The organism is Sphingomonas sp. (assembly GCF_041661825.1).
Classification (GTDB): Bacteria; Pseudomonadota; Alphaproteobacteria; order Sphingomonadales; family Sphingomonadaceae; genus Sphingomonas.
In genome coordinates, this window is record NZ_JBAZTU010000004.1 from 264510 (window position 1) to 289071 (window position 24562).

The window sequence follows — 24562 nt, forward strand, 5'->3', positions numbered from 1 at the left end:
GAACAAGTCCGGGGTGACGGTGATGGTTGGGGCCGAGGTCCCGGCTCAGTGCAGCTTCAGCCTCGGCCGGATGATCGTGTTCACCCGCCCGATCACGATCAGCCCGATCCCGCGCAGCCAGCCATGGATCGCGATCAGGTGCATGCGGTAGAGCGAGACATAGACGAAACGCGCCAGCCGCCCCTCGATCGCCATGCGCCCGCCGACGAGATTGCCCATCAGGCTGCCGACGGTCGAGAAGCGGCTGATCGACACCAGCGAGCCATGGTCGTGATAGACGAAGGGCTTGAGCGGTCGGCTGTTCATCAGCCGCACGAGATTGTGGAAGACGCTGGTCGCCATCTGGTGCGCCGCCTGGGCGCGCGGCGGCACCGGCCGGCCCGTTGCGGGATCGATGCAGGAGCAGCAATCGCCCAGCGCGAAGATGCGGTCGTCGAGTGTGGTCTGCAGCGTCGGCTTCACCAGCAGCTGGTTGTTGGGGTTGGTCTCCAGCCCGCCGATATGATCGAGCGTCGCTGCGCCCTTCACGCCGGCCGCCCAGACGCGCAGCTCGCTGACCACCCGCTCGCCGCTCGCGGTGACGATCGCTTCGTCGGTCACCTCGGTCACGCGCGTATTGGTCAGCACGCGCACGCCAAGCGTCTCCAGTTCGGACTGCGCCGCGGCGGCGAGCTTTTCGGGGAGCGCGGGCAGGATGCGCGGGCCGGCCTCGATCAGCGTCACTTCGAGCCTTTTCTCGTCGAACGTCTCCAACCCGTAGAAGCGCAGTGCCGCCGCGGAGTTGAACAATTCGGCGGTCAGTTCGACGCCGGTTGCACCGCCGCCGACCACCGCGACGCGGACATGTTCGTCGGATGCCGGATCGACGCTCATCGCGCGCGACACGCGCAGGCAATGGTTGAGCAGGCGGTTGCGGAAGCGGTCGGCCTGGGCGCGATCGTCGAGCACCATGCAATTCTCGCGCACGCCCGGCGTGCCGAAATCATTGGTGACCGACCCCACCGCCAGCACGAGGCAATCATAGCGGATCGGATGGCGCGCGATCAGCTCGCTGCCGTCCTCGTCGAGCAGCGGCGCGATCCATAGCTCGCGCTTGTCCCGGTCGATGCTCTCCAGCGTGCCGAGGAAGAAGCGATAGCCCCAGCGATAGCAATGGCTGCGATACCCAACCTCGTCGAGATTCGCGTCGAGCGACCCGGCCGCGACCTCGTGCAGCAGCGGCTTCCAGATATGGGTGCGGTTGCGCTCGACCAGGATGATGTCGTGACGCTTGCGGCCATATTTCGCGCCGAGCCGCCGCGCGAGCTCAAGCCCGCCGGCGCCGCCCCCGACAATCACGATCTGGATCTTGCGCTCGGTCATTCCTGTCCCCCGGATGTCTGGCCGAAGCCGTACGATAGCATCCGGTCCGCGGCTGGCGAGGAAGATTTGGCTCGGGAAACCCGCCCTTGAACTTCGCCGGAAAGCCAGCCAGCGTTCGGCAACGACGCCGGGGGAGCAGAATGACACCAGCCGATCAGCCGGGCATCGACCCGCGTCCGTTGCTTGGCGAGTTCGCCAGCGACCTGTGGTTCCCGCATTATGCCCAGGGTGTCTGGGGTCCCTGGTCAGTGCGGATCATCGCGATGCCCTCGGCGCGGGGCTATTGGGGCCAGGTCTATCGCATGGCGGGCACCGTGATCCTGTCCGGGCCGGTCGAGCATGGCGAGGCGAGCTGGATGTCGATCGTGCCGATGGAGGTCGAGAGCCAGGAGATCGGCATCGCTGCGGCGCGGGGGCATACCGTGGTGCTGGGGCTGGGCATGGGCTGGTGCGCGGCCAATGTCGCGCTCAATCCGGCGGTCGACCGGGTGACCGTGGTGGAGCGCGACCCGCAGGTGATCGCGCTGATCGAGGCGCTGGGCATTGTCGGCCAGTTGCCCGAAGAGGCCCGGGCGAAGATCAGCATCGTGCAGGCCGATGCGCTCGAATGGCGCCCCGATGCGCCGGTCGACAGCGTGCAGGCGGATATCTGGGCGAAGTTCGTCGAGCCGCAGAAATGGGACGATGTCCGCCGCATGCAGGACAATATCGGCGCGGCAAGCTTCTATTTCTGGGGGCAGGAGATGGAGCTGTGGCGGCTGGCCTGTCGGGAATCGGGCGGTGTGCCGGACGGGCTGGATCGGGGCGAGATCGCGCGGCTGATCGAGGGCACTGGTGTGCCGCTGGTCTGCCCCGACTGGCCCGATTATGGCGATCGCATCGTCGCCGCCGCGCCGTGGTGGACGCCGCGCGCCGAGGGCTGGTGGGCCTGACCGTCAGCGCCTGTTGCGGCGCGACACCTTCGATGAGACAAGCAGTCATGCGACTTCGCGGCCTTCTGGCTCTATCCATTCTGATCATCGTGTCCGGGCAGGCATCAGCCACTGGGGCGGACAAAGTCGAGGCTCCTCGCCCCTTTTTCGCTGACGCTGACCTGAACATCGCGATCCAGACTCGGGACGACCGCAGGACTCTCGTCGCGACCAGAGGCACTGGCGTCTATGCCGGCGTCTTCGATCCCCTGTTCAACGCCGACCGGGGCCGTGCGGGCAAGATCGTCGCGATACGCCTCGCCACCCCATCGGAAATGGCGGATTTTCCGCATCGCGAGGCTGATCACTTTTATGTTTTCACCTACAGTACCGGCGATCTGCTGGTGGTGGACGTTCGCGGCGACGGCGCCATCAGGCCGACCCGGTGCGGCGGCAACGGACTGGCCAGTGCGCGCCGCAATCTCGCCTGCAAGCTGGACCTGAGAAAAGCCAAGCTGCGGTTCATCGACGCGCTGAACACCGAGTTTCTGTCCGACGGTCCCTCGATGCGGGATTACAAGGCGTTCGACTTTCCGGTTCCGTGCTCCGACATCGTGATCCATGTCGACGCCGACGGCAGGACCGTATCGGCGACGAATGGATCGGGCCGGCGCCTGTGGCGGGCAGACCCGTTCAAACGGGCGCATCTTAAGCCCTATCGGTTCTTCAGGCCGACCATCTCGCGCCTTGGGTCATCGCCGCAGCCAGGTTCGAGCGCATGCCAGGCCGGGGAAAGTGCCACGGTGTTCCTGTCGTACAACTCCACGCAATCCGGTACGCTCGACCCGCATACGGGCCGGTTCGACTTTGGCGGTCAGGACTGAGTCAGCCGTCGCTGACGCGCTCGATATCGGCACCCACGGCGCTCAGTTTCTCTTCGAGCCGCTCATAGCCGCGATCGAGGTGATAGACGCGCTGGACCTGGGTCTCGCCCTCGGCGGCGAGGCCGGCGAGGATCAGGCTCATCGAGGCGCGCAGGTCGGTCGCCATCACCGGCGCGCCGACCAGCTTCTCCACGCCGCGCACCACCGCGGTCCGGCCGCGTACCTGGATGTCGGCGCCCATGCGCGCCAGTTCGGGCACGTGCATGTAGCGATTCTCGAAGATCGTCTCGGTCAGCACGCTGGCGCCGTCGGCCAGGGTCAGCATCGCCATGAATTGCGCCTGCATGTCGGTCGCGAAGCCCGGGAAAGGCGCGGTCGACAGGGTCAGCGGCCCGAGCCGCCCGGTCGCCTCGACGAACAGGCTGTCGGCGCGTTCCTCGACCGTGACGCCTGCCTCAATCAGGGCGGCGACGGTAGCGCGCATGTCGTCCATCGCGACGCCGACCAGTTCCAGCGCGCCGCCGGTGATCGCGGCGGCACAGGCATAGCTGCCGGCCTCGATCCGGTCCGGCATGACGCGATAGGTGGCGCCGTGCAGCCGGTCGCGCCCCTCGATCTCCAGCGTCTCGGTGCCGATGCCCGAGATCGACGCGCCCATTGCGACGAGCAGGTTGCACAGATCGACGATCTCCGGCTCGCGCGCGGCATTCTCGATGATCGAGCCGCCTTTCGCCGTCACCGCCGCCATCACCGCATTCTCGGTCGCGCCGACCGACACGATCGGGAAGGTCACCCGGCCGCCGGGGAGCCGGCCGCCCGGCGCGGTCGCCTTCACATAGCCGGCGGCCAGCTCGATCTCGGCGCCCAGCGCTTCCATTGCCTTCAGGTGAAGATCGATCGGCCGGTTGCCGATGGCGCAGCCGCCGGGCAGCGACACGGTCGCCTCGCCGGCGCGGCCGATCAGCGGACCGAGCACCAGGATCGAGGCGCGCATCTTGCGCACGATGTCATAGGGTGCCTCGGTCGCGGTCAGCTTGCCGGCGCGAATCGTCATCACCCGGCCGAAATCCTCGGGCCGTGCGCCCTCGATCTGGGTGGAGCAGCCGAGCTGGTTGAGGAGATGCCCGAAGCTGTCCACATCGGCCAGACGCGGCAGATTCCGCAGCGTCACCGGCTCCTCGGTAAGGAGCGCGCATGGCATGAGGGTGAGCGCTGCGTTCTTCGCACCGGAGATGGGGAGGCGGCCCGAAAGTCGGTTGCCGCCGCGGATGAGGATACGGTCCATTGGCGGCTTCTATCGTGTGCGCGTGCCCACGCAAGTAGCCCCTTTGCGTAAGCGGAAGATGTTGCGTCCCGGTGACAGCGCTTGATCGACTTTAATGCACTGATTCTCCTGCAATGCTCTGGCTGGTCCGGGTTGGGGGGAATGTTGGCGTGCCGGGCAGTTGTTTCGCTGAAAGATTAAGCGACATGGTCGCCCTGACTCCCGGCGAACATCGTGCGCTGGAGCAGTTGGAGGAGCGCGAGCGCAGCCTGCGCCGCGGCGCGACGTTGCAACGCGAGAATGATCGCTGCAGCGAGCTGTTCATCCTGCGCAAGGGCACGATGATGAGTTCGGTGCTGCTCGACGACGGCAGCCGCCAGATCCTGCGCTTCCTGTTCCCCGGCGACATGATGGGGGTCTCGTCGCTGGTCTATAGCGAGGCGCCGGAAACGATCACGGCGCTGACCGACGCCGTGGTCTGCCCGTTCGAGCGGACCGCGATGAGCAAGCTGATCACCGACCATCCCCGGCTGGCCGCGTTGATCATGGTCTATAACCAGATCGAGCGCGCGGCGCTGACCGACCGGCTGGCGGCGCTGGGCCGCACCTCGGCCAAGGCGCGGGTAGCGGGGATATTGCTCGAGATGCGCAACCGGATGCGGATGCTGGACAAGGCGACCAATGCCACCTTCACCCTCGGCCTGACCCAGGAGGAGATCGGCGACGCGACCGGGCTGACCGCGGTGCATGTCAACCGGATGCTGCGACAGCTGGAGGAGGAGGGCATCATCGCCCGCGAGGCCGGGCGCGTGACCTTGACCGACGAGCGGGCCTTGCAACGGGCCGCGAATTTCGTGGATCGCTATGCGGGGCTGGATCTGGGGTGGCTGCCGGCGGCGCGGTGAGCTTTGCTCCTAATTCCTCCCCGTTCCGGGGAGGAATTAGGAAGAAATCACGCTTTTTCCAGCGTGCACTGCAGGGGGTGCTGGTTCTGCCGGGCGAATTCGATCACCTGGGCGACCTTGGTTTCCGCGACTTCGTAGCTGAACACGCCGCACACGCCGACGCCCTTCTGGTGGACGTGGAGCATCACGCGCGTCGCGGCTTCCATGTCCATGCGGAAGAAGCGCTGGAGCACCAGCACGACGAATTCCATCGGCGTGTAATCGTCGTTGAGCAGCAGCACCCGGTACGGCGTCGGCTGCTTGGTCCGCGTGCGGGTGCGGGTCGCGATGCCGAGGCCGGTGCCGTCTTCATCGCCACCTTCGCCGTCGCGGCGCTCGGCCATGGCCGTGATGGAAAGCTGGTTGATCATGAGAAGCGAAAATATGGCATGCCGCGCCCCAAGGGCAAGAGGTAGCGAACGATCAACCTCGATTGTGGATCAAACGAAAAAGGGCGGCCCCTAAGGACCGCCCTTTCCCTATTGCTTGATCGTGCGCGAGAATTACGCGGCGATCTTCGCCTTCTCGGCGGCGAGCGCGACGCGGTTCGAGATCGGCTGAGCGACCTCGCCGGCGAGCTTCAGCATCGCTTCGGTGTTCTTCGAGGTCTGCGCGACGATCGAGTCGAACGACGAGCGGACATAGTCGCTCTGCAGCTTGAAGAAGTCGGTCGGCGACTTGATCGTCGACAGGCTCTTCAGCGCTGCGGTCGCGCCTTCGAACTGCTTGCGGCTGTAATCGGCTGCATCCTGGCCGAAGCTCTCGAAGCCCTTGGCGGCAATCTTGCCGGACTCGACGATCGCTTCGATGTTGCCCTTCGAGAACTCATTGGCCTCCTCGAACAGCTTGGTGCCCTTCTCGACGGCGGCCTTGGCGCGCTCATTGGCTTCAGCGAACAGGGTCTGCGCCTTCTCGGCGGCATTCTTCAGATTGGCTTCCATGGTCTTCACTTCCTTCTGGATGAGGGCGACCGGCGTTTCGACGATGGCCGGCTTGATTGCTTCGATTGCTTCAACGACTGGTTCGGTGGTCTTCACTGCGGTGTCGGCTGCCTTTTCGATCACCTGCTCGACCACGGTCTCGACGATAGCGGCGGGCACGGGGGCGACAGGCGCGGGCAGCTCGACCTTCGCGGCGACCGGTGGAACCGGCTTTGCCGCGACAGGGGCCGGCGCCACGACTGCCTTGGGGGCAACCGGAGCGGCGACTGGCTTGGTGGCGGGCTTCGCCACGGTCTTTGCGGCCGCTTCAGTCTTGGCGGGCGCGGTGGTTACAGCCTTGGGAGCTGCGGCCTTGGGCTTCGGCGTTGCCGCTGCCTTGACCGGCGTTCCGGGCTTGGGACCCTTGCTGGCCATAAGGCCTCCTCACGTTACTTGCTGCACTGCAATATAGCGAATGCTGCACGTTTCGCAAGAGTTTTTGTTGCACCGCAACATAAACGTCACGGGGCGGACATAGAACCGTCATTACAGAGGCTTAGCGCGTCCTGACATAGCTCCCGGGGGCATCTTCAAGTACCTCGAGCGGCCCTTTGCCCGGCTTGCGCGCGCCCTTGGCGGGCACCGCCGAGTCGTCCTGATCACGCAGCCAGCCGATCCAGTCGGGCCACCAGCTGCCCTTGGTCTCGGCTGCGCCGGCGACGAATTCGGCGAGCGTCCCGGCCGGCTTCGGATTGAGCCAATATTGGTATTTGCCGAGCGACGGCGGGTTCACCACGCCGGCGATATGGCCGGAGCCCGCCAGCACGAACTTCACGGGCCCAGTGAAGATATGCGTGATGTTCCACACGCTCTCGGCCGGGGCGATATGGTCCTCGCGCCCGGCCTGGATATAGGAGGGCGTCTTTACCCGTGTCAGGTCGACCGGCGTACCGCCCACCGACAAGGTCCCCGGCTTCACCAGCAGATTGTCGCGGTAGAGATCGGTCAGATAGCTCATATGCCATTTGGCGGGCAGGTTGGTGGTGTCGCCGTTCCAGTGGAGCAGATCGAACGGCGTATAATCCTGACCGAGCAGATAATTGTTGGTGACGTAGTTCCAGATCAGGTCGCGGCCCCGCAGCAGGTTGAAGGTCAGCGCGAGATAGCGGCCGTCGAGAAAACCCTCGGGCGAGAGCGTGGCGATCGTCTTCAATTGTTCGTCATCGACGAAATTGAGCAATTCGCCGGCGCGCGAGAAATCGACCTGCGCGGTGAAGAAGGTCGCGCTCTTCACCTTGTCCGCTTCGCCCCGCGCCGCCAGCACCGCCAAGGTCGCAGCGAGCGTGGTACCCGCCACGCAATAGCCGATGGTGTGGACCGCATCCGCCTTCAGCCCTTCGCGCACCGTATCGATCGCGTCGATCTGCGCCTCGACATAATCGTCCCACACCACCTCGCTCATGCTGGCGTCGGCGGATTTCCACGAGACCATGAAGACGGTGATGCCCTGCTCCACCGCCCAGCGGATGAAGCTTTTCTCGGGCGTCAGATCGAGGATGTAGAATCGGTTGATCCAGGGCGGGAAGATGACCAGCGGCACGGCCAGCACCTTGTCGGTCGTCGGGGAATATTGAATCAGCTCGTACAGCGGGGTGCGCTTGACCACCTTGCCCGGGGTGGTCGCGAGGTTGCGGCCAAGCTCGAACGCGTTGGGATCGGTATGGGTGAGCTGGCCCTTGGCGATATCGGCCAGCATGTTCTGCAGGCCTTTCAGCAGATTCTCGCCACCCGTCTCGATCGTCTTTTCGAGCACCACCGGATTGGTGGCCGGGAAGTTGCTCGGGCTCATCGCTTCGAGGAATCCCTTGGCGGCGAAGCGGAGCTGCTCCTTCTGCCGATCGTCGACGCCGGCCAGCGCGTCGATGTTCGCGAGCATATGGTCGGAGATCAGGAAATAGCTCTGGCGGATCCAGTCGAACAACGGATTGTCGCGCCATTGCGGCGCCGCAAAGCGCTTGTCGCGGGCGTGCTTGCCGTCATCCGCGGGCGCGGCCTTCGGGTCGAGGAAACGCTGCCAGAGGTTCAGGCTGTCGGTCCAGAAGGCCTCGGCGCGCTCGATCGTCGCGGGATCGTTGAGGCCGGGGATCTCCGGCACACCGAGATCGCGCTGCTCTGCCGCCGTGGTGGAGAGACCGCTCTCCAGCATCATCTGCTGCGCACGACCCATCACCCAGGTCCAGTGCTGGAGCTCTTCGAGGCTGGGCAGTTCGGGGGCATCGGACTCGGCCATGGCAACCTCGATAACGGATTTTCATGTCACCCTAACGCACGAGCGCATGTCCGTCATTCCAGAGCGGGGAAGAATCAACTAAAGGTTGAAACTCCTCAAACCGGAAGAAGCCATGTCCGACGATTTCTATCGCATCAAGCGCCTGCCCCCTTATGTCATCGCTGAAGTCAATGCGATGCGGGCGGAAGCGCGCGCGACGGGCGAGGACATCATCGATCTCGGCATGGGCAATCCGGACCTGCCGCCGCCGCAGCACGTCATCGACAAGCTGTGCGAAGTCGCGCGCAACCCCGGCGCGCACGGCTATTCGGCGTCGAAGGGGATTCCCGGACTGCGCAAGGCCCAGGCCAATTATTATCAGCGCCGCTTCGGCGTCGATCTCAACCCCGATACCGAAGTGGTCGTAACGCTTGGATCGAAGGAAGGCCTGGCCAACCTTGCCCAGGCGATCACTGCGCCGGGCGACGTGGTGCTCGCGCCGAACCCGAGCTACCCGATCCACACTTTCGGCTTCATCATTGCCGGCGCGACGATCCGCAGCGTGCCGACCACGCCCGACGAGCGTTATTGGGAAGCGCTGGAGCGGGCCATGGCCTTCACCGTGCCGCGCCCGAGCGTGCTGGTGATGGGCTATCCGTCCAACCCGACCGCCGAGGTGGTCGATCTCGCTTTCTACGAGCGGGTCGTGGCGTTCGCGAAGGAGCACAAGCTCTGGGTGCTGTCCGACCTGGCCTATTCCGAGCTGTATTATGACGGCTGCCCGACGCCTTCGATCCTGCAGGTGCCCGGCGCGAAGGACGTCGCGGTCGAGTTCACCTCGCTGTCCAAGACCTATTCGATGGCGGGCTGGCGGATCGGTTTCGCGGTGGGCAATCCGCAGCTCATTTCGGCGCTGACCCGGGTGAAGTCCTATCTCGATTACGGCGCCTTCACCCCGATCCAGGCGGCCGCGGTCGCCGCGATCAATGGGCCGCAGGACATCGTCGAGCAGAACCGCCAGCTCTATCAGCGCCGCCGCGACGTGCTGATCGAGAGCTTCGGCCGGGCCGGCTGGGATATTCCGCCGCCCCGTGCGTCGATGTTCGCCTGGGCGCCGCTGCCCCCGGCGCTCGCGCATCTCGGCAGCCTCGAATTCTCCAAGCAGCTGCTCACCCATGCCAAGGTCGCGGTCGCGCCGGGCGTCGGATACGGCGAGAATGGCGAAGGCTATGTGCGCATTGCGATGGTCGAGAACGAGCAGCGGCTGCGCCAGGCGGCGCGCAACGTGAAGCGCTATCTCCAGAGCATGGGCGTGAACACGCCGGCGCGCACTGGCTGATCCCCCTTTCCCGGGCCGGCGGCGACGCGGCCCGGGACCGACCCAACATCTGTTAAACCTGCGCTTAAGGCTTTGATCCTATTGCAGGAGGATGGGCCGCGCTTCCTCCACCGCCCTTTCACCGGTCATGATCATCGGCGTAGGGCTGAGCTATTTCGCGCTCGCGTCGGGCGCGATCCTGCTCACGCGCCTGAGCGGCGGGATCGCCTTGCTGTGGCTCGCCAACGCGCCGCTGATCGCCGTGCTGAGCGCGGCGCCGCTGCGGCGCTGGGTGCCGGTCCTCATCGCCGCGATCATCGGCACGTGGAGCGCGTCGCTGTGCTTCTCGCCGATCCCGGTCGTCGCCCTGCCCTTCGCGCTCGTCAATGTCGGCGAGGGCGCACTGGCGGCATTGCTGCTCAAGCGCTGGGGCGTCGACCGGAGCCAGCTGGACGATTCCCGATCGATCGGCCTGTTCGTGCTCGCCGTGGCGGTACTGGCACCGACGGCCGGCGGCCTGCTCGGCGCGTGGATGGCGAGCGGGTTGCTGCCGATCGGGTTCCTGCCGGCGCTGTTCGACTGGATCGTCGGGCACGGCATCGGCAGCATGATCGCCGCACCGCTGGCGATGCAGATGACTCGCCGGGACATCGACTGGCCGCTGTTCCATGCGCGGCGCGGCACGATCAAGGCCATCGGCGCGATCGGCCTGCTCAGCACGGTCACCTTCCTGGTCTTCTACCAGAACGGCCTGCCGCTGCTGTTCCTGCCGATCGTCCCGCTGTTGATCGGCACCTTCGCCTTTCAGCGGTTCGGGGCGGCTGTCGGCATCCTGATCGTCGCGGTGATCGGCGGCATCCTGACCACCAATGGCCATGGTCCGATGGCGCTGATGCATGCCGACCAGGCCGGACGGCTGCAATTCTTCCAATTCTACATGGTCGTGCTGTTCGTCACTGCGCTGCCCGTCGCCGCCACCCTGGTGCAGCGCGACAAGCTGCTCGCCGCGCTCAGCGAGAACGAGGCGCGCTATCGGCTGATGGCGGAGAATGCGACCGACATCATGATGACGCTCGAGCCCGACGGCACGATCCGCTTCATCTCGCCCGCGGTGCGCGAGCTGGGCTATTTCGAGCCGGAGGAGATCATCGGGCTGAACGCGGCGATCCTGGTCCACCCGGAGGATCGCGAGAAGGTCAGCGCGGTGCATGTCGAGGCGCTCGGCGCGCCCGAGCGGGTGTTCACGGTCGAGTACCGGGCGACCAAGGCCAATGGCGAAGTCGCCTGGTTCGAATCCAACATGCGGTCCGTCCGCGACAATTCGGGCCGGATCACCGCGGTGTTCAGCGTGATCCGCGACCTCGACGGCCGCAAGATGCGCGAAGACGAGCTGCTGCGTGCCGCCAACACCGATCCGCTGACCGGCCTGCTCAACCGCGGCGCGTTCCGCCGGCAGGTGAAGGACGCGATGAACCATTTGCGGCCGGAGCGCCCATCGACGCTGGCGCTGCTCGACCTCGACCATTTCAAGGCGGTCAACGACAATCACGGCCATGCCGCGGGCGACGCGGCATTGCTGATGCTGGCCGACCTGCTGCGCGAGAATCTCCGCCCCGGCGACGCGATCGGGCGGATCGGCGGCGAGGAGTTCGCCATCCTGCTCACCGGATTGGCGATCGTCGAAGCGCGCACGGTCTGCGAGCGCCTCCGCCGGACGCTCGCCGAACGGCCGGTGCCGGGCGTCGAGCCCCAGCTGTGCATCACCGCGAGCATGGGGCTGGAGGCGCTGACCCCGGGGACCGGCATCGACGACATTTTCCGCGCCGCCGACACCGCGCTCTATGCCGCCAAGGCGGGCGGGCGGAACCGGATCGAGCTCGCCGCCTGAGCGCCGGATCGACGCCGCATTGACGGGGCGGGCGGCGCAGGCCATCGCCGCGGCATGATCCGCCCCGGCTTCGCCTTCTCCACCAGCCTCAAGGTCCGCTATGCCGAGATCGACGGGCAGAAGGTGGTCTTCAACTCGCGCTACCTGGAATATGCCGATGTCGCGGCGACCGAATTCTGGGAGTGGACCGGGATCGGCGAGGCGCTGGGCGCGGTCTGGACCGAGACCGAGTTCCATGTTCGCCGCACCGAGATCGATTACCTGAAGCCGTTCGTGTTCGGCGATGCGCTCGACGCCTTTGTGCGGATCGAGCGGATCGGCAATTCGAGCATGACTCAGCGCTTCGAGCTTTGCCATGCGGTGACGGGCGATCTGCACACCGTGATCGACATGGTCATCGTCAACGTGCACTTGCCGACCGGCAAGCCGATCCCGATCGAAGCGCCGATCCGCGCGTTTCTCGAGACGCTGCCGACCTAGGCCTATTCGGCCGCGCGCATCTCGGGCTCGTGCACCACGTCCTCGGCGAGCGCCCAGAGCAGGTCGTGCTTGGTCAGCACGCGGCCGTCCCAGGCGCGCACTTCGATCGGGCCGATCGGGCGCATGTCGCGCGCATCGACCAGCACCGGGGTGGCGGGCATGCCGGTTTCCCAGCGTTCGCCCCATTGCCGCAGCGCGATCATCGTCGGCAGCAGGGCCGCGCCCTTTTCGGTCAGGCGATATTCGATCTTGCGGCGATCCTCGGGCATCGCCTCGCGCGTCAGGATGCCGTGCTCGACCAGGCGGGCGAGCCGGTTGGCCAGGATGTTGCGCGCAATGCCGAGTTCCGACTGGAACTCCTCGAAATGATGGAGGCCGTTGAAAGCAGCCCGCAGGATCATGAAGCTCCAGCGTTCGCCCATGGCCTCGAGCGCCGCAGGCAGGCTGCACTCGCTCAGTATTTCACGGATTTTACCGCTCATCTCATTCCTCTCGACCCATGGAGCCTATCCCAAATCGCTCGTCATGGAAATGACATATAAGTTTTTAGTTGCAACTTACTACTTAATCCACTAGGTAGTGATTCGCAACTGGTTTCAAGGAGGACTAACAATGACCCGCATTCTTTCAATCGCTGCCGCGCTCGCCGGTTCCATCATGCTGCTGTCGCCGGTCGGCAGCCACGCACAGGGCCCGGGCGGCTATTACACCGCGACCCCGGTCGCGCAGCCGACCAAGACCAGCTTCATCACCAGCAACCTGATGTGGAAGTGGCGCGACACGGCGTTCACCGCCAACAAGACCAACTCGCGCGACGGCATCGTGTGCCAGATGATCGTGCAGCGCGCCGGTGCGCTGAGCGAGTTCACCGCCGGCGGCACCGCCTTCGACGCCGACGCGCTCGCCAAGTGCAACGCCCGCGCGAAATAAGATCCCCTGACTGGCCGCGGTTTCAGGACCGCGGCCAGCTTTTTGTTGCAAAGCAACACATCGCGGCCCCATCTTAAGGCGTGCTGCGCCAATATGAACTTGTAGACCGGGTCCTCGATTACGATCCGCAAGCCGATGAGGCGCTGCTCAACCGCGCCTATGTCTTCTCGGTCAACGCGCACGGCACGCAGAAACGCGCCTCGGGCGACCCCTATTTCAGCCATCCGATCGAGGTGGCGGGCATCCTGACCGAGCTGCATCTCGACGACGAGACGATCGCCACCGCGATCCTGCACGATACGGTGGAGGACACCGTCGCGACGATCGAGGAGATCGAGCGCCTGTTCGGCCCCGCGGTCGCGCGGCTGGTCGACGGCGTCACCAAGCTCTCCAAGATCGAAGCGCAGACCGAGAATGAGCGCGCCGCGGAGAATCTGCGCAAATTCCTGCTCGCCATGTCGGACGATATCCGCGTGCTGCTGGTCAAGCTGGCCGACCGGCTGCACAATATGCGGACGCTCCACTACATCCCCAACCCCGACAAGCGCCGCCGCATCGCGCGCGAGACGATGGACATCTATGCCCCGCTCGCCGAGCGGATCGGCATGTACGAGTTCATGAAGGAGATGCAGACGCTCGCCTTCAAGGAGCTCGAGCCCGAGGCCTATGCCTCGATCGACAAGCGCCTGACGCAGCTGAAGGAAGGCGGCGGGGACCGGATCGCCAAGATCGGCTCCGGGCTGAAGCTGCTGCTCTCGCGCCACGGCATCGACGCCGATATCTCGGGCCGCGAGAAACACCCCTATTCGATCTGGAAGAAGATGGCCGAGCGGCACATCAGCTTCGAGCAGCTCTCCGACATCATGGCATTCCGCGCGATCGTGCCGAGCGAGGAAGCCTGTTACCAAGCGCTGGGCGTGATCCACCGGCGCTGGCCGATGGTACCGGGGCGGTTCAAGGACTATATCTCGACGCCCAAGCGCAACGGGTACCGCTCGTTGCACAGCTCGGTCATCCATGCCGACAATACGCGCGTCGAAGTGCAGATCCGCACCGAGGAGATGCATGAGGAGGCCGAGCTCGGCCTGGCCGCGCACTGGGCGTACAAGCAGGACAAGGTGCGCCCCGAGACCCAGGTGAGCTGGATCCGCGACCTGGTCGAGATCCTCGACAATGCCGAGAGCCCGGAAGAGCTGCTCGAGCATACGCGCATGGCGATGTACCAGGACCGGATCTTCGCCTTCACCCCCAAGGGCGAGCTGCACCAGCTGCCCAAGGGCGCGACGCCGATCGATTTCGCCTATGCCGTGCATACCGACCTGGGCGACCAGGCAGTGGGTGCGAAGATCAACGGGCGCGTCGTGCCGCTGAAGACCAGCATCGAGAATGGCGACCAGGTGCAGATATTGCGCTCCAAGGCGCAGGAGCCGCAGGCGAACTGGCTGAGCTTCGCGATCACGGGCAAGGCGCGCGCGGCGATCCGCCGGCATCTGCGCCACAAGGAGCGCGAGGAAACCCAGGCGCTGGGGCGCAAGATCTATGACGAGATCCTGTCGCATTTGCCCGCCCCGCTGGCCGCGGGCGCGATCGGCGCGGCGCTCAAGCGGCTGAAGCTGACCGACGAGGCCGCGCTGATGGAAGCGATCGCGCGGCGCCGCATCACCGATTCCGAGGTGATGGAGGCCTTGATGCCGGGATCGGGCGGCACCGCCACGACGCGCGCGGCGCCGATCCAGACCAGCGCGATCTCGATCAAGGGGCTGACCCCGGGCGTGGCGTTCGACCTGGCCGAATGCTGCCATCCGGTGCCGGGTGACCGCATCGTCGGCCTGCGCCGACCGAACGAAGGGATCGAGGTCCATACGATCAACTGCCCGCGGCTGGCCGAGAGCGACGATGCCGACTGGGTCGATCTCGCCTGGGGCGACAAGACCGAGGGCGCGACCGCGCGCATCTCGGTCGAGGTCAAGAACGAGCCCGGTGCGCTGGGCGTGATCGCGACGATCATCGGCGCGCAAAAGGCCAATATCGTCAACATGCGGCTCGACAACCGCGACACGGGTTTCCACACCAACACGATCGATGTGGAAGTGCACGACCTGCTTCATTTGACTCGCCTGATCGCGGCGCTGCGCGCGGCCGATGCGGTGAACATGGTGGAGCGGATCTGACGCGCGGGGGCGCTGCGGGCTCTTCATCGGGCGGCCGATCAGCCGCTGGCGGACGGCGGGCTCAACGATAGCCTCCGCGCTCGAAGCGGGGTACCGGCATGAAGACCGGTTTCGGGGCCGCGGGCGGTGACGGTGCCGGGAGGAACGGGGGTGGCGGGGGCGGGGGCTGTAGCGGCTTCGGCTTTGGCTTCCGCTGCGGCTTTGGCTTCGGGTCGGGGGAGACCAGAGCCTGCGGTGGTGCCAGGCCTGAATCCGGGGCGGGATTTGGCTCGTCCGGCGGGTATAAGCGAGGCTCCGGCGCCGGACCGTCATCCGTGCGCGGGTCGAGGTCGGGGTCCGGCACCGGATCGGCGTTCGGACCTGCGGCTTCCGGTGGTGGCGGCGGCGATTGCTCCGGGTGTGGCGACGTCCGCCCGGCTAGCTGGGCGTCCTCCTCAGCGCGCATTTGGCCGGCTTCGACACGGGCCCATGCTTCTTCGATGTCCCTCGCCAAATCGCTACCGTCCTCTTCCTCATCGCGGATGCGCCATTTCTGCGGCTGGCGGACGCGGAGCCAGTGCAGCGCGGCGGTGGCATCGGGCGGGAGCTGGTGCTTGTAGGTCGCATAGACCGGATCGGGATCGCCGGCGTGCTTGAACACCCTGGTGCGCTCGACAGTGCAGCCGATAGCGCGGGAATAGAGCGCTCGCTCGACGCGGGCGTCGGCATGGTCCTTGCCAGCGACGACGGCCTCGGCGAATTCTTCGTGCGTGTTGCGCCAGCGATAGATGGTGCGGACGCAGGCGCCGAAATGCTCGGCGAGTTCCTCGTCGGTGGCGCCGAGGCGGCACATCGCGCGGGCCTGATCGGCGAATTCTGGTTTGTAGATCATGGTGCCGGGATAGCGGCGGTGGGATGAGGTTTGAATCAAGGGAGGCGCGGGCAAAATGTCAGGGAGTTTGCTGACATTTTTCGGAGTAGGGATTAGATAGTTTATCTTTACAAATCAATATCTTGATTAAATTCAACCTCAACGGATCGGCGATCTTCGGCGACGAACGTCGCAGGGAATTGGAGCAGCTGACTAAAGAGATTATCGCCCAGCCAGGGGGCCGTGCCTTCTATTGGGCCGTTTGCGGACTGGCAGGTTTTGGGCGAACTATGTCCGAAACCTGCCCCGCCGGACCGAACTGTTGGTGAGCCGTTGGATAAGTCGCACGATCTTTCCCCAGATCGATGGGGACCGTTCTGGCGTCGGCGGAGACCACGGCGTGCGCACATCGAAAAGCGGATCGCCTGCCTGATTGGCTGGGTAATGCGGACAAGCGCGCCCCTGAAGCACACTCATTTTTGCGCTCATAGTGACGGTGTGCTTGTTGCCGTCATATTCCAAGCACGCGCTCTCCAGCGGCTTGCTATGCCAAGGCGTCAACGTCTGCACCATCAGGCCTATGGCCGTGGAGGCTAGGACGCCATTCGGCCACACCACCTGCGGCCGACCGCCAGCAGCACCATAACGGGCGCCCTCGGCCTCCAGCGCCTCCTCAGTGATTAGGCCGAAGCAGCGCAAGCACGGTTCGCCCGGTGCCGATAACACGACCTGCCCGGAGACTAGGTAGCGAGCGCCCATCTCATGCACATCCATGCCCATATCGATGTAGGGAATGAGCATGCCACGGCAAAAGCGCTCAAGCTCATCCTTGCCGCGAACGGTATCAATCCCGCCGATCAAAAGGTCACACCGTTTCAGCGGCTCGATTGCCTCCTGCCAGTTCGAGCGACGAAGAACGATATTGGCGCGGGGGTTGATGGCGAGGATCAGTCGCTTTGCAATTTCGACTTTTGGCGATGCCTTTGTGACGTCGAGCGCGGTGCCGCCGACGAGCCGGTTTAAATTAGAATCTTCGATCTCGTCGGGATCGACCAGTACGAAATTGCCGATGCCGAGATGAGCGGCTTGCTGGACGGCATGCGAGCCGCCTCCGCCTAGCCCGCAAAAACCGATACTCGCGGCTGCGAGCACTTGGTCGCTATCCGGCCCCAAGAAACTCTGTCGACTGTAATCGTTCATTGCGGGCCTCCGAACTTGAGAAGCGGTGCGCCGATTTGGGTAAAGCCCTCGAAGTAGACGGGCGGCTGTGTCTTCCCCATCCAAAGCAGGCCGCGCGCGGAATCGTCGCTCAGCACCAGAAGGGCGTGCGGCATATGCGAAACGACGTTGAAAAAGCTCGGGACGAATTTCTTGCCGTCGTCCAGATCGACGCCGCTGAACTCAGGCCGCCCGGTTCCGCCATGCGTGTGCAGATGGACTAACGCGCTCCGGCTCTTATAGGCGAGCTGCAAACCCTTGCGCATCGCATCTGGCCCGATCATCGCGCCCACGCGCGGGTTCGGAACATAGTCTTCGTCCGCCACCGGCTGGTACTCGCGTGCCAAAAGGACAACGTCGCCATTGTCCATTCGCACCGCGCCAGCGGTGAGGAACCCGATCCGCTCATATGCGAAGCTATGTGGCCGCCGAAGATCCTGACGAATTCCGGCAAGCAGCTTACGCGGGATTTTCATCTGCGCTTTCATTTGAAGGCCCTCAGGTGATTGGCGATCATTTCCGGCCAAGACAGGCTCTCCGGGACGCCGTGCCATGAACAGGCCCACCACGTGCGCGTGCAGATACCGAAGCTGTTCCAGTTCTTTGCCTGCGGCGCGGTAAGCTGCCGTTCAAGGAAGAGGCGGGTGGGATAGCTGTCGCGCGCCTTGGGCCACAGCAGTGCAGGCATCGTCACCGCGTTGCCCTGATTGTCGATCACCAACCGGGGCAGGAAGGCGAGATCGACCCCGCCTTCCTGCAACAGTTGCGCGTCCGGGAACAGAACCCGAAGCTTCTCGAACTCCGACGCGGCAGACACTAGGACGAATGCCCGCACGGAGCGTGCGACACGAACGTCATGTCCTTCTTGATCGGCAGCGTGCGACCGGGCTTCAACTCGACGAACTCGCCGGCCTTGGTGACAAGCTGGAGGATATAGCCTTCTTCGACACCGAAGACCTGCCGCAGTTCCTCGGTTGTGTAGGTCCGGCGCTCCAGCTTGAACGTCTCGCCGTTGTAGGTGACCGAGACCAGCTTCTCGCCGCGCTTCGTGATGAAGCGCTCCAAGCCGTCGCCACCCAGGCTGACCACCTGATCATCTTCGATCAAGGCGTTGGGCGCGTCGTCGAAATCCTGGAAGACCTCGAACTCCTCGCTCTTGCGCACCAAGTTGCGGATCGTGTCGCCCGACACATCGACCCGCGGCCATTCCATGCGGAGCCCGTCGATCATCAGGCGATAGGTCCGGTCCCCGGCTATCACGAAGAACCGCTCAACGCCGCTTTCGCGGAGATCGACCAGTTCCTCAAGACGGAGCTCTTCGAGCGCGCCATCGGCGAGCTGCTGGAGCACGATCGCATCGTCCGCCGGGCGGAAGCCCGCGGCCTCCGCGATCTGGCGGCCCGTCGGTTTCGCATCGGGCAGGGTGATGTGCCGTTCTGCGAAGTTCTCGTCGATCGCGACGAGCTTGAACGTATCGCGATCGTGGATGCCGGCCTGTTCCGGCGCGTCCGTGGGTTTCATCTTCACTTACCTTTCCGTTGTGGAGTCGCGCCTTGTCGGCTCCGTGGCCTGTTGGATCGCCTAGCGCGCTAAGAATGTCAAGCGGCAAGTATGCATGCTTGCAAGACATAGCGGCAAGACGGCGCGCTTGATGAATCTAGCAAACCATGTAAGATTCGGGCCGACAGGCTGGGAGACTGGAGCCAATCATGACAGACGAAAATCCGCCCCCCCCCAAACCGGGGTCGTCGTTAGGAAGTCACCTAGCGGCAATAAGAAATGATCGCGGCTATTCGCTGCGCCAAGTCGAAGGCTTGACCAATAACATCATCTCAAACGCGTATTTGAGCCAAATTGAGAGTGGGAAGATACAGCAACCGTCCCCGAATATTTTGCATGCGCTCGCGAACGTGTATCGAATAAGCTACGAGCAGTTGATGGAAATGGCGGGGTTCATTGTTGGAAACCGTGAGAAGGGCGATGTGTCCCACGGGCGCGCGGCGACCTTCGCGGAGCTGAATTTGAGTGAAGATGAGGAGCGAGAGCTTCTGGAATATCTGAAATTTCGGCGCGGGCTAAAGGGATAAGCGGGTGAAAGCTGACGACAGTTCGTTGGATCCGAATCAATATCGGACAGTGCATGAATCAGCAGTTGCGCTGCTAAACAAGGCTGACGCTCTCGGGCGGTATCCAACACCTGTGTCTGACCTGATGGATGCGGCGCAACTCAAGGTCGCGCCCATCAGTGCCTTCGATCTCGATGCCCTCCAGCATTTTATCAAACAGGCCGGCGACAAGGCGGGCCAATTCGTTCGGGCGGCGCTGGACAAGGTTCGCGGCATTTTTGATGTCCACGCCGATATCGTTCACATCGACCCCGCTCTTGGCAAGGAACAGCAAACCTTTCTCAAGTTTCATGAAGCCGGGCACAAAGTCATTCCGCATCAGAGCGGACTTTATAAATTCATCCAGGATTGCACCAAGCATCTGCGGCCAGAGGTGGCGGATTTGTTCGAGCGGGAAGCCAACACATTTGCTTCCGTCGTCCTCTTTCAGAATGACGGCTTTGCGAAAATGACCGCCGATTTCGAGTTCGGGATCAAGGTGCCCATGACCCATGCGCGGAAATTTGGGGCATCGGTTTACGCCGGAATCCGCGAGTATGTTCGGCGCAGCACCAAGGCGTGCGTTGTCGTGGTATTCGATCCGACCGAAACCTGCGACGTTCACGGCATGAAGGCTCCGGTGCGCCGGATGGAGTTTTCACAGGATTACCGTACCCGCTTTGGATCGCTCGTCTTACCCGAAGCGATAGTCCCGGGACACGATCTGATGGCATGCGTTCCGATTGGGTATCGCAAGATGTCTAGTCCACAAAGCTTTGAACTGATTGATCGCAATGGGGAGCGACACGAGTTCGTGGGTGAAGGCTTCAAAACACCTTACAATACGTTTGTTTTGATTCACTGCGTCGGCACCCTGAACGCGTCGCTGTTGGTTGGAATCCCCGCCTGAAGCAGTGCCGCCGGTGTGGGGAAACTCGCTTTGGCCCGCGCTCCAGCCGCTGCGCGGCCGGAGCCCATGGCTCCGCCCATACAGGTGACGATATCGCTAGCGCGGGCTTGGGGCCGGACAGCTCAACTGTGGCACTCGATAGGGCAGTGTGTGGCATGGGATGCTACTTCTATGCCTAGCGCATCGCTCAAAGAATGCTGTTTTGGTTGAGCTTTGACCCGCCCCTGCACCGCTTCCTTCTTCGATCGAAGTGCAGTCCGCGATGGAGGATGAGACTCGGTGGCAAGTTATATTCGGTGGCGAAGCTCGATTACCGGATGGCAGCTTCCGGGACACCCAACGCGCACGTGGAACGACGACAATTGGGGCGCGAAGCTGCCCTTATCCTATGCCAGCGCGACGCGCCCATCGCGGTGCCACCTGCATCGGACGCAGGCAGCATGGTCGAGTGAATCAAACGCCTCGGAGCCCAGCTCGGGATCCCCGGGCTCACCGTCGTCCTCGTGGAGCGGCAGCCGATCGGATTCGCAAGCATCGCCGCACCCGGCTAAGCGGGTAAACCCGTCATGCCCACGCCGATCCCCTATGACCCATCCAACCAGGCGCTCTACCGCCCCGAAGCGCAGCCGCCGCTGGCGATGGGGGACGACTGGAGCATCGACGCCGTCGCCGCCGAATTCTCCCGCCTCGCCTATCGCCGGTTCGAGCAGGATGACGCCGACAAGGGGCTGATCGCCGAGGCGATCGGGGCGGTCGGCTATCGCCGGCCCGGCTGGTTCCGGGAAGCGACCGGCACGGCGAAATTCAGCGCGACGGGATTTGCCGCGGTCCATGACGATGGCCGGGCGATCATCGCCTTTCGCGGCACGCAGGCGGATTCGCTTCGCGATGTGATGACCGATGCGAGCTTCATCCTGGAGAATTGGGACAGGCCGGGGCGGGTGCATAGCGGTTTCTCGGCGTCGCTCTCCTCCGTCCTGGAGCCGATCCTGGGCTGGCTGCACGACACCAACCCAACGCGCCTGCTGCTGACCGGGCATAGCCTTGGCGCCGCGCTGGCGACCCTGCTTGCCGCGCGGCTCTCGGATGGCGGGCGGCCGATCGAGCTCGTCACCTTCGGGTCGCCGCGGGTCGGGGACGAGGCGCTGGTTGCCTCGCTCGCGCCGGTGGTGATCCGGCGGTATGTGAACTGCACCGATACCGTCGCATTGCTGCCGCCGCCGTTGATCTACAGCCATGCGCGCGGGCTGCATTATATCGACCGGGACGGGGCGATCCATGTCGGCGATACGCCGGCGATCTCCGTGGCGAAGGACCAGCGGGCCGCGCACCTGGCCTATGCGGCGCTGATGTGGCGGACCGGCAATGTTCCCTGGCGCGCCCTCGCCGACCATGCGCCGATCAATTATGTGTCCGCGCTGCTGGGTGGGCGGGTGTGGCCGGTTTCGAGCAGCCCCTGAGGCTTTTCCCCGCTAGGGATGGGAAAAGAGGGTGGAGGCTGGCGCATCTGCGCGCTTAAAAAGGCTCGTCTCACCAAGCACCGAAGCGTTGATCGGGGCCTCGAGCCCCGCTCAACGCTGCCCCACCCCTTCCCCCCTCCCCTGAAGGGGAGGGGCTTAATTGCGCGTGCAAGCTCGACCGAATTCAACTCTACCTCTCGCGACGCTCTTCGTGCGGTCGCGGGGCACCGGTTGATCCAGCGCAATCTTCCGATGACGGGGGCATGACTTGCCGCTAAACAGCGCGCCCATGCACCGTCCCGCCCTCTCCATCGTCGTCCCCTGCTATAATGAGGCAGCCTGTCTCGACATCCTGCATGCCCGCGTCTCCGCGGCGGCGCGCGCGGCGGTGGGCGAGGATTTCGAGATATTGTTCGTCAATGACGGATCGCGCGACGAGAGCTGGCCGGCAATGCAGCGGATTGCCGCGACCGATCCGCATCTCGTCGCGATCAACCTGTCGCGCAACCATGGCCATCAGCTCGCGCTGACCGCCGGGCTCGATCTTTGCGCGGGCGAGCAGATCCTGATCATCGATGCCGACCTGCAGGATCCGCCCGAACTGCTGACCGACATGCGCACGGCGATGGCCGAGCAGCAGGCCGACGTCGTCTATGCCGTGCGCCGCAAGCGCGAGGGCGAGAGCATCTTCAAAAAGGCGACCGCCGCGATCTTCTACCGCATGCTCGACCGGATCACCGATACGCCGATCCCGCTCGACACCGGCGATTTCCGGCTGATGAGCCGGCGTGCGCTCGATGCCTTCCTGTCGCTGCCCGAACAGGCGCGCTTCATCCGCGGCATGGTCGCCTGGATCGGCTTTCGCCAGGTACCGTTCGTCTATGACCGGGCCGAGCGGCTGGCCGGCGAGACCAAATATCCGCTGGGCAAGATGGTGCGTTTCGCGCTCGACGCGGTGACGGGTTTCTCGACGGCGCCCTTGCGTTTCGCCAGCCATGTCGGGCTGGCGCTGACCGGCGCCTCGCTGCTGCTGTTCGTCTATATCGCGGTCGGCTTCCTCACCGGGAGCGCGGTGCAGGGCTGGACGTCGACCATGCTGGTCGTGGTGCTGCTCGGCGCGGTGCAGATGTTCGTGCTCGGCATGATCGGGGAGTATCTCGGCCGGCTCTATGTCGAATCGAAGCGGCGGCCGCTGTATCTGGTCGCGGATATCGCGGGCCCGGTTCAGGGCAAGGCGATGCTGGGGTATCGGGCGGAGATGGCTGCGCCAGCCTCGCGGGCGGATTTCGTCGAGGGGATGTCGATCACGCCCATTCCCGCCGAGGGTGCGCCGAAGGGCGAGTGAGCCCGGGTTCGAAACGCACCCCGCAAGAGCCGCGACCGGCGGTGTGCGGCACCATGGGCCCCGGAACAAGTCCGGGGTGACGGTGGAGGGGCGGTCGCCCCGGCCTATCGCACCGGCGATGCCAGGGTGATGATCGAGACGCCGGGCGACAGCGGCACGCGGCCGACCAGATGGCGTTCGAAGCGGAAGATCTTCTCGAACAGGGTGTTGACGATCTTCGGCGGCGGCGAATCGTCGCTGTCGTCCTTGCCGGTCAGCCGGCCGACCAGGCGCGAGGCGGCGGCGAGCGGGAAGAGCAGCGAATTGAAATAGCCGAGCTTGTTCGGCTCGAGCCCCGCGGCGCGGATGACCTTGATCAGCCCCGCCTTGGAATAGCGGCGATGATGGTGATTCACCACGTCGTGCGCGCTCCACATCCATTGATGCGCGGGCACGGTGATCAGGATCTTGCCGCCCGGCTTCAGGCATTCGGCCATCGCCTTCAGCGCCGCCACATCGTCCTCGATATGCTCGACCACGTCGAGCACCGCGATCAGGTCATAGGCGCCGCGCTCGACGCCGGTCAGCGCCGGCAAAGGTGCCGCGCCGACCTCGCGGCCGAGCCGCGCGCTTGCGATCTCGCGCGCGGCGGGGTCGATCTCGATCGCCTCGATGGTGCCGAAGGCGGCGAGCATCGGCAGGTTGTGGCCGGTGCCGCAGCCAATCTCCAGGATGCGGGCATTGGCGGGCAGATTGCCCTCGCGCACGAGATAATCGGCGAGGATGTCGCGCCGCGCGCGATACCACCAATGGGTGGAATCATGCGCCGCCATGCGATCGTAAACGATTCTATCCATCAATCATGGCCCTCGCCGAACACCCATTGACGGTTGAGCGCGAAGGTCGCGACCGGGGTTATCGTCAGCACCGGGATCATCGGCAACCAGGGCGAGCCGTGGAACAGCGGCCCGGTGATGATCCAGGTGAAAGCAGCGTTGAGCAACAGGCCAAAGCTCTGCACGATGAAGAACTTCGCGTGCTGGCGTCCGCTCTGGTCGCGCGTGCCATGGCCCTTGAAGCTCCATGCGCTGTGCAAGAAGAAGCCCGCCACCACCGCCACCAGAAATGCCGGCGGCACGGCGAGCACGGCAAGCCGCGCGCCGAACACGTAGAGCGTGAGCGGCATATAGACCGCGAAGTAGATCACGCTCGAAATCGCTCCGGCAATGCCGAAGCGGATCAGCTGCGCGAGCATGCCGCTCGACCGCCAGGTCTCGATCTGTCTGATAATCGCCGTCACGCGTGCCTTGCCCTTTACGCGCGCCGCACTAGAGCGCGAACGTGACCGAGGGAA

At 64.6% G+C, this 24562-nt stretch carries 25 protein-coding genes; 12 read left to right on the forward strand and 13 right to left on the reverse strand.

The genetic code is table 11. The features are described 5' to 3' along the window. Nucleotides 1-45 precede the first annotated feature (45 nt). Nucleotides 46-1362 (reverse strand): NAD(P)/FAD-dependent oxidoreductase, encoded by a 1317-nt coding sequence (locus WC729_RS19815; protein WP_372856000.1) that lies wholly within the window; start codon nucleotides 1360-1362, stop codon nucleotides 46-48. A 140-nt stretch (nucleotides 1363-1502) separates the two neighbouring features. Between WC729_RS19815 and WC729_RS19820 the strand changes: the two genes are divergently transcribed. Together WC729_RS19820 and WC729_RS19825 are read left to right on the forward strand one after the other, a co-directional pair. Beyond that, nucleotides 1503-2294 (forward strand): hypothetical protein, encoded by a 792-nt coding sequence (locus tag WC729_RS19820; RefSeq protein WP_372856002.1) that lies wholly within the window; start codon nucleotides 1503-1505, stop codon nucleotides 2292-2294. Further along, entirely contained in the window at nucleotides 2258-3157 is a 900-nt protein-coding gene (locus WC729_RS19825; RefSeq protein WP_372856004.1) for a hypothetical protein, read from the forward strand. The genes WC729_RS19820 and WC729_RS19825 overlap by 37 nt, the downstream gene beginning before the upstream one ends. A gap of 1 nt (nucleotide 3158) precedes the next feature. On the opposite strand, the gene murA is transcribed toward WC729_RS19825, so the two are convergent. Beyond that, a complete protein-coding gene (gene murA / locus WC729_RS19830) occupies nucleotides 3159-4442 on the reverse strand; it encodes a UDP-N-acetylglucosamine 1-carboxyvinyltransferase (RefSeq protein WP_372856006.1) in 1284 nt (427 codons plus the stop codon). A gap of 185 nt (nucleotides 4443-4627) precedes the next feature. Between murA and WC729_RS19835 the strand changes: the two genes are divergently transcribed. Continuing rightward, nucleotides 4628-5326, forward strand: a complete 699-nt coding sequence (locus WC729_RS19835; RefSeq protein WP_372856008.1) for a Crp/Fnr family transcriptional regulator — start codon at nucleotides 4628-4630, stop codon at nucleotides 5324-5326. A 47-nt stretch (nucleotides 5327-5373) separates the two neighbouring features. On the opposite strand, the gene clpS is transcribed toward WC729_RS19835, so the two are convergent. From clpS to WC729_RS19850, 3 genes are all read right to left on the reverse strand, one after another. Further along, nucleotides 5374-5709: an ATP-dependent Clp protease adapter ClpS gene (gene clpS, locus WC729_RS19840; RefSeq protein ID WP_372856634.1), complete on the reverse strand. Its 336-nt coding sequence runs from the start codon at nucleotides 5707-5709 to the stop codon at nucleotides 5374-5376. 159 nt (nucleotides 5710-5868) lie between these two features. Then, complete coding sequence (locus WC729_RS19845; RefSeq protein WP_372856010.1) at nucleotides 5869-6720, reverse strand: phasin family protein; 852 nt, start codon at nucleotides 6718-6720, stop codon at nucleotides 5869-5871. 121 nt (nucleotides 6721-6841) lie between these two features. Further along, a complete protein-coding gene (locus WC729_RS19850) occupies nucleotides 6842-8575 on the reverse strand; it encodes a PHA/PHB synthase family protein (RefSeq protein ID WP_372856012.1) in 1734 nt (577 codons plus the stop codon). 112 nt (nucleotides 8576-8687) lie between these two features. Between WC729_RS19850 and WC729_RS19855 the strand changes: the two genes are divergently transcribed. The 3 genes from WC729_RS19855 (at nucleotide 8688) to WC729_RS19865 (ending at nucleotide 12240) form a co-directional block, all read left to right on the forward strand. Further along, nucleotides 8688-9893: an LL-diaminopimelate aminotransferase gene (locus tag WC729_RS19855; protein ID WP_372856014.1), complete on the forward strand. Its 1206-nt coding sequence runs from the start codon at nucleotides 8688-8690 to the stop codon at nucleotides 9891-9893. Between the two features lie 127 nt (nucleotides 9894-10020). Next, complete coding sequence (locus tag WC729_RS19860; RefSeq protein ID WP_372856016.1) at nucleotides 10021-11760, forward strand: diguanylate cyclase; 1740 nt, start codon at nucleotides 10021-10023, stop codon at nucleotides 11758-11760. Between the two features lie 54 nt (nucleotides 11761-11814). Further along, complete coding sequence (locus WC729_RS19865) at nucleotides 11815-12240, forward strand: acyl-CoA thioesterase (RefSeq protein ID WP_372856018.1); 426 nt, start codon at nucleotides 11815-11817, stop codon at nucleotides 12238-12240. 2 nt (nucleotides 12241-12242) lie between these two features. Here WC729_RS19865 and WC729_RS19870 read toward each other — a convergent pair whose 3' ends face one another. Further along, nucleotides 12243-12722, reverse strand: coding sequence for a winged helix-turn-helix transcriptional regulator (locus WC729_RS19870; protein ID WP_372856020.1), 480 nt, complete (start codon nucleotides 12720-12722; stop codon nucleotides 12243-12245). A 130-nt stretch (nucleotides 12723-12852) separates the two neighbouring features. On the opposite strand from WC729_RS19870, the gene WC729_RS19875 reads away from it, so the two are divergent. Together WC729_RS19875 and WC729_RS19880 are read left to right on the forward strand one after the other, a co-directional pair. Then, nucleotides 12853-13170 carry a hypothetical protein gene (locus WC729_RS19875; RefSeq protein WP_372856022.1) on the forward strand — a complete coding sequence of 106 codons (318 nt, stop codon included), beginning with the start codon at nucleotides 12853-12855 and terminating at the stop codon, nucleotides 13168-13170. A gap of 80 nt (nucleotides 13171-13250) precedes the next feature. After that, entirely contained in the window at nucleotides 13251-15341 is a 2091-nt protein-coding gene (locus WC729_RS19880) for a bifunctional (p)ppGpp synthetase/guanosine-3',5'-bis(diphosphate) 3'-pyrophosphohydrolase (protein WP_372856024.1), read from the forward strand. Nucleotides 15342-15402: 61 nt separating this feature from the next. On the opposite strand, the gene WC729_RS19885 is transcribed toward WC729_RS19880, so the two are convergent. The 5 genes from WC729_RS19885 to WC729_RS19905 all read right to left on the reverse strand — a co-directional run bounded on the left by WC729_RS19885 (nucleotide 15403) and on the right by WC729_RS19905 (nucleotide 18930). Continuing rightward, nucleotides 15403-16212, reverse strand: a complete 810-nt coding sequence (locus tag WC729_RS19885; RefSeq protein WP_372856026.1) for a hypothetical protein — start codon at nucleotides 16210-16212, stop codon at nucleotides 15403-15405. A 267-nt stretch (nucleotides 16213-16479) separates the two neighbouring features. Continuing rightward, nucleotides 16480-17391 carry a ThiF family adenylyltransferase gene (locus WC729_RS19890; RefSeq protein ID WP_372856028.1) on the reverse strand — a complete coding sequence of 304 codons (912 nt, stop codon included), beginning with the start codon at nucleotides 17389-17391 and terminating at the stop codon, nucleotides 16480-16482. After that, nucleotides 17388-17897, reverse strand: coding sequence for a hypothetical protein (locus WC729_RS19895; RefSeq protein WP_372856030.1), 510 nt, complete (start codon nucleotides 17895-17897; stop codon nucleotides 17388-17390). The genes WC729_RS19890 and WC729_RS19895 overlap by 4 nt, the downstream gene beginning before the upstream one ends. Beyond that, nucleotides 17894-18244 carry a hypothetical protein gene (locus WC729_RS19900; protein ID WP_372856032.1) on the reverse strand — a complete coding sequence of 117 codons (351 nt, stop codon included), beginning with the start codon at nucleotides 18242-18244 and terminating at the stop codon, nucleotides 17894-17896. The genes WC729_RS19895 and WC729_RS19900 overlap by 4 nt, the downstream gene beginning before the upstream one ends. Then, nucleotides 18226-18930 (reverse strand): multiubiquitin domain-containing protein, encoded by a 705-nt coding sequence (locus tag WC729_RS19905; protein ID WP_372856635.1) that lies wholly within the window; start codon nucleotides 18928-18930, stop codon nucleotides 18226-18228. The genes WC729_RS19900 and WC729_RS19905 overlap by 19 nt, the downstream gene beginning before the upstream one ends. A gap of 188 nt (nucleotides 18931-19118) precedes the next feature. On the opposite strand from WC729_RS19905, the gene WC729_RS19910 reads away from it, so the two are divergent. The 4 genes from WC729_RS19910 (at nucleotide 19119) to WC729_RS19925 (ending at nucleotide 23229) form a co-directional block, all read left to right on the forward strand. Beyond that, complete coding sequence (locus WC729_RS19910; protein ID WP_372856034.1) at nucleotides 19119-19496, forward strand: helix-turn-helix domain-containing protein; 378 nt, start codon at nucleotides 19119-19121, stop codon at nucleotides 19494-19496. Nucleotides 19497-19500: 4 nt separating this feature from the next. Next, nucleotides 19501-20424, forward strand: coding sequence for an ImmA/IrrE family metallo-endopeptidase (locus tag WC729_RS19915; protein ID WP_372856035.1), 924 nt, complete (start codon nucleotides 19501-19503; stop codon nucleotides 20422-20424). A 566-nt stretch (nucleotides 20425-20990) separates the two neighbouring features. Continuing rightward, the gene (locus WC729_RS19920) at nucleotides 20991-21884 is read left to right on the forward strand and encodes a lipase family protein (RefSeq protein ID WP_372856037.1); all 894 of its coding nucleotides are present in this window, start codon (nucleotides 20991-20993) and stop codon (nucleotides 21882-21884) included. A 289-nt stretch (nucleotides 21885-22173) separates the two neighbouring features. Then, nucleotides 22174-23229, forward strand: a complete 1056-nt coding sequence (locus WC729_RS19925; protein ID WP_372856039.1) for a glycosyltransferase family 2 protein — start codon at nucleotides 22174-22176, stop codon at nucleotides 23227-23229. Between the two features lie 104 nt (nucleotides 23230-23333). Here WC729_RS19925 and WC729_RS19930 read toward each other — a convergent pair whose 3' ends face one another. Then, complete coding sequence (locus WC729_RS19930) at nucleotides 23334-24065, reverse strand: class I SAM-dependent methyltransferase (protein WP_372856041.1); 732 nt, start codon at nucleotides 24063-24065, stop codon at nucleotides 23334-23336. Then, nucleotides 24065-24508 (reverse strand): GtrA family protein, encoded by a 444-nt coding sequence (locus tag WC729_RS19935; RefSeq protein WP_372856043.1) that lies wholly within the window; start codon nucleotides 24506-24508, stop codon nucleotides 24065-24067. Before WC729_RS19935 ends, WC729_RS19930 begins: the two co-directional genes overlap by 1 nt. Nucleotides 24509-24562: the final 54 nt, after the last annotated feature.

Excerpts from the sequence above, each read along its gene's own strand:
- WC729_RS19835 (WP_372856008.1), top strand. The coding sequence starts at position 4,628 with ATGGTCGCCCTGACTCCCGGCGAACATCGTGCGCTGGAGCAGTTGGAG.
- WC729_RS19820 (WP_372856002.1), top strand. The coding sequence starts at position 1,503 with ATGACACCAGCCGATCAGCCGGGCATCGACCCGCGTCCGTTGCTTGGC.
- WC729_RS19905 (WP_372856635.1), bottom strand. The coding sequence starts at position 18,930 with ATGAAACCCACGGACGCGCCGGAACAGGCCGGCATCCACGATCGCGAT.
- WC729_RS19925 (WP_372856039.1), top strand. The coding sequence starts at position 22,174 with ATGCACCGTCCCGCCCTCTCCATCGTCGTCCCCTGCTATAATGAGGCA.
- clpS (WP_372856634.1), bottom strand. The coding sequence starts at position 5,709 with ATGGCCGAGCGCCGCGACGGCGAAGGTGGCGATGAAGACGGCACCGGC.
- WC729_RS19815 (WP_372856000.1), bottom strand. The coding sequence starts at position 1,362 with ATGACCGAGCGCAAGATCCAGATCGTGATTGTCGGGGGCGGCGCCGGC.
- WC729_RS19845 (WP_372856010.1), bottom strand. The coding sequence starts at position 6,720 with ATGGCCAGCAAGGGTCCCAAGCCCGGAACGCCGGTCAAGGCAGCGGCA.
- WC729_RS19910 (WP_372856034.1), top strand. The coding sequence starts at position 19,119 with ATGACAGACGAAAATCCGCCCCCCCCCAAACCGGGGTCGTCGTTAGGA.
- WC729_RS19855 (WP_372856014.1), top strand. The coding sequence starts at position 8,688 with ATGTCCGACGATTTCTATCGCATCAAGCGCCTGCCCCCTTATGTCATC.
- WC729_RS19875 (WP_372856022.1), top strand. The coding sequence starts at position 12,853 with ATGACCCGCATTCTTTCAATCGCTGCCGCGCTCGCCGGTTCCATCATG.
- WC729_RS19870 (WP_372856020.1), bottom strand. The coding sequence starts at position 12,722 with ATGAGCGGTAAAATCCGTGAAATACTGAGCGAGTGCAGCCTGCCTGCG.
- WC729_RS19930 (WP_372856041.1), bottom strand. The coding sequence starts at position 24,065 with ATGGATAGAATCGTTTACGATCGCATGGCGGCGCATGATTCCACCCAT.
- WC729_RS19920 (WP_372856037.1), top strand. The coding sequence starts at position 20,991 with ATGCCCACGCCGATCCCCTATGACCCATCCAACCAGGCGCTCTACCGC.
- WC729_RS19885 (WP_372856026.1), bottom strand. The coding sequence starts at position 16,212 with ATGATCTACAAACCAGAATTCGCCGATCAGGCCCGCGCGATGTGCCGC.
- WC729_RS19890 (WP_372856028.1), bottom strand. The coding sequence starts at position 17,391 with ATGAACGATTACAGTCGACAGAGTTTCTTGGGGCCGGATAGCGACCAA.
- WC729_RS19865 (WP_372856018.1), top strand. The coding sequence starts at position 11,815 with ATGATCCGCCCCGGCTTCGCCTTCTCCACCAGCCTCAAGGTCCGCTAT.
- WC729_RS19850 (WP_372856012.1), bottom strand. The coding sequence starts at position 8,575 with ATGGCCGAGTCCGATGCCCCCGAACTGCCCAGCCTCGAAGAGCTCCAG.
- WC729_RS19895 (WP_372856030.1), bottom strand. The coding sequence starts at position 17,897 with ATGAAAGCGCAGATGAAAATCCCGCGTAAGCTGCTTGCCGGAATTCGT.
- murA (WP_372856006.1), bottom strand. The coding sequence starts at position 4,442 with ATGGACCGTATCCTCATCCGCGGCGGCAACCGACTTTCGGGCCGCCTC.
- WC729_RS19860 (WP_372856016.1), top strand. The coding sequence starts at position 10,021 with ATGATCATCGGCGTAGGGCTGAGCTATTTCGCGCTCGCGTCGGGCGCG.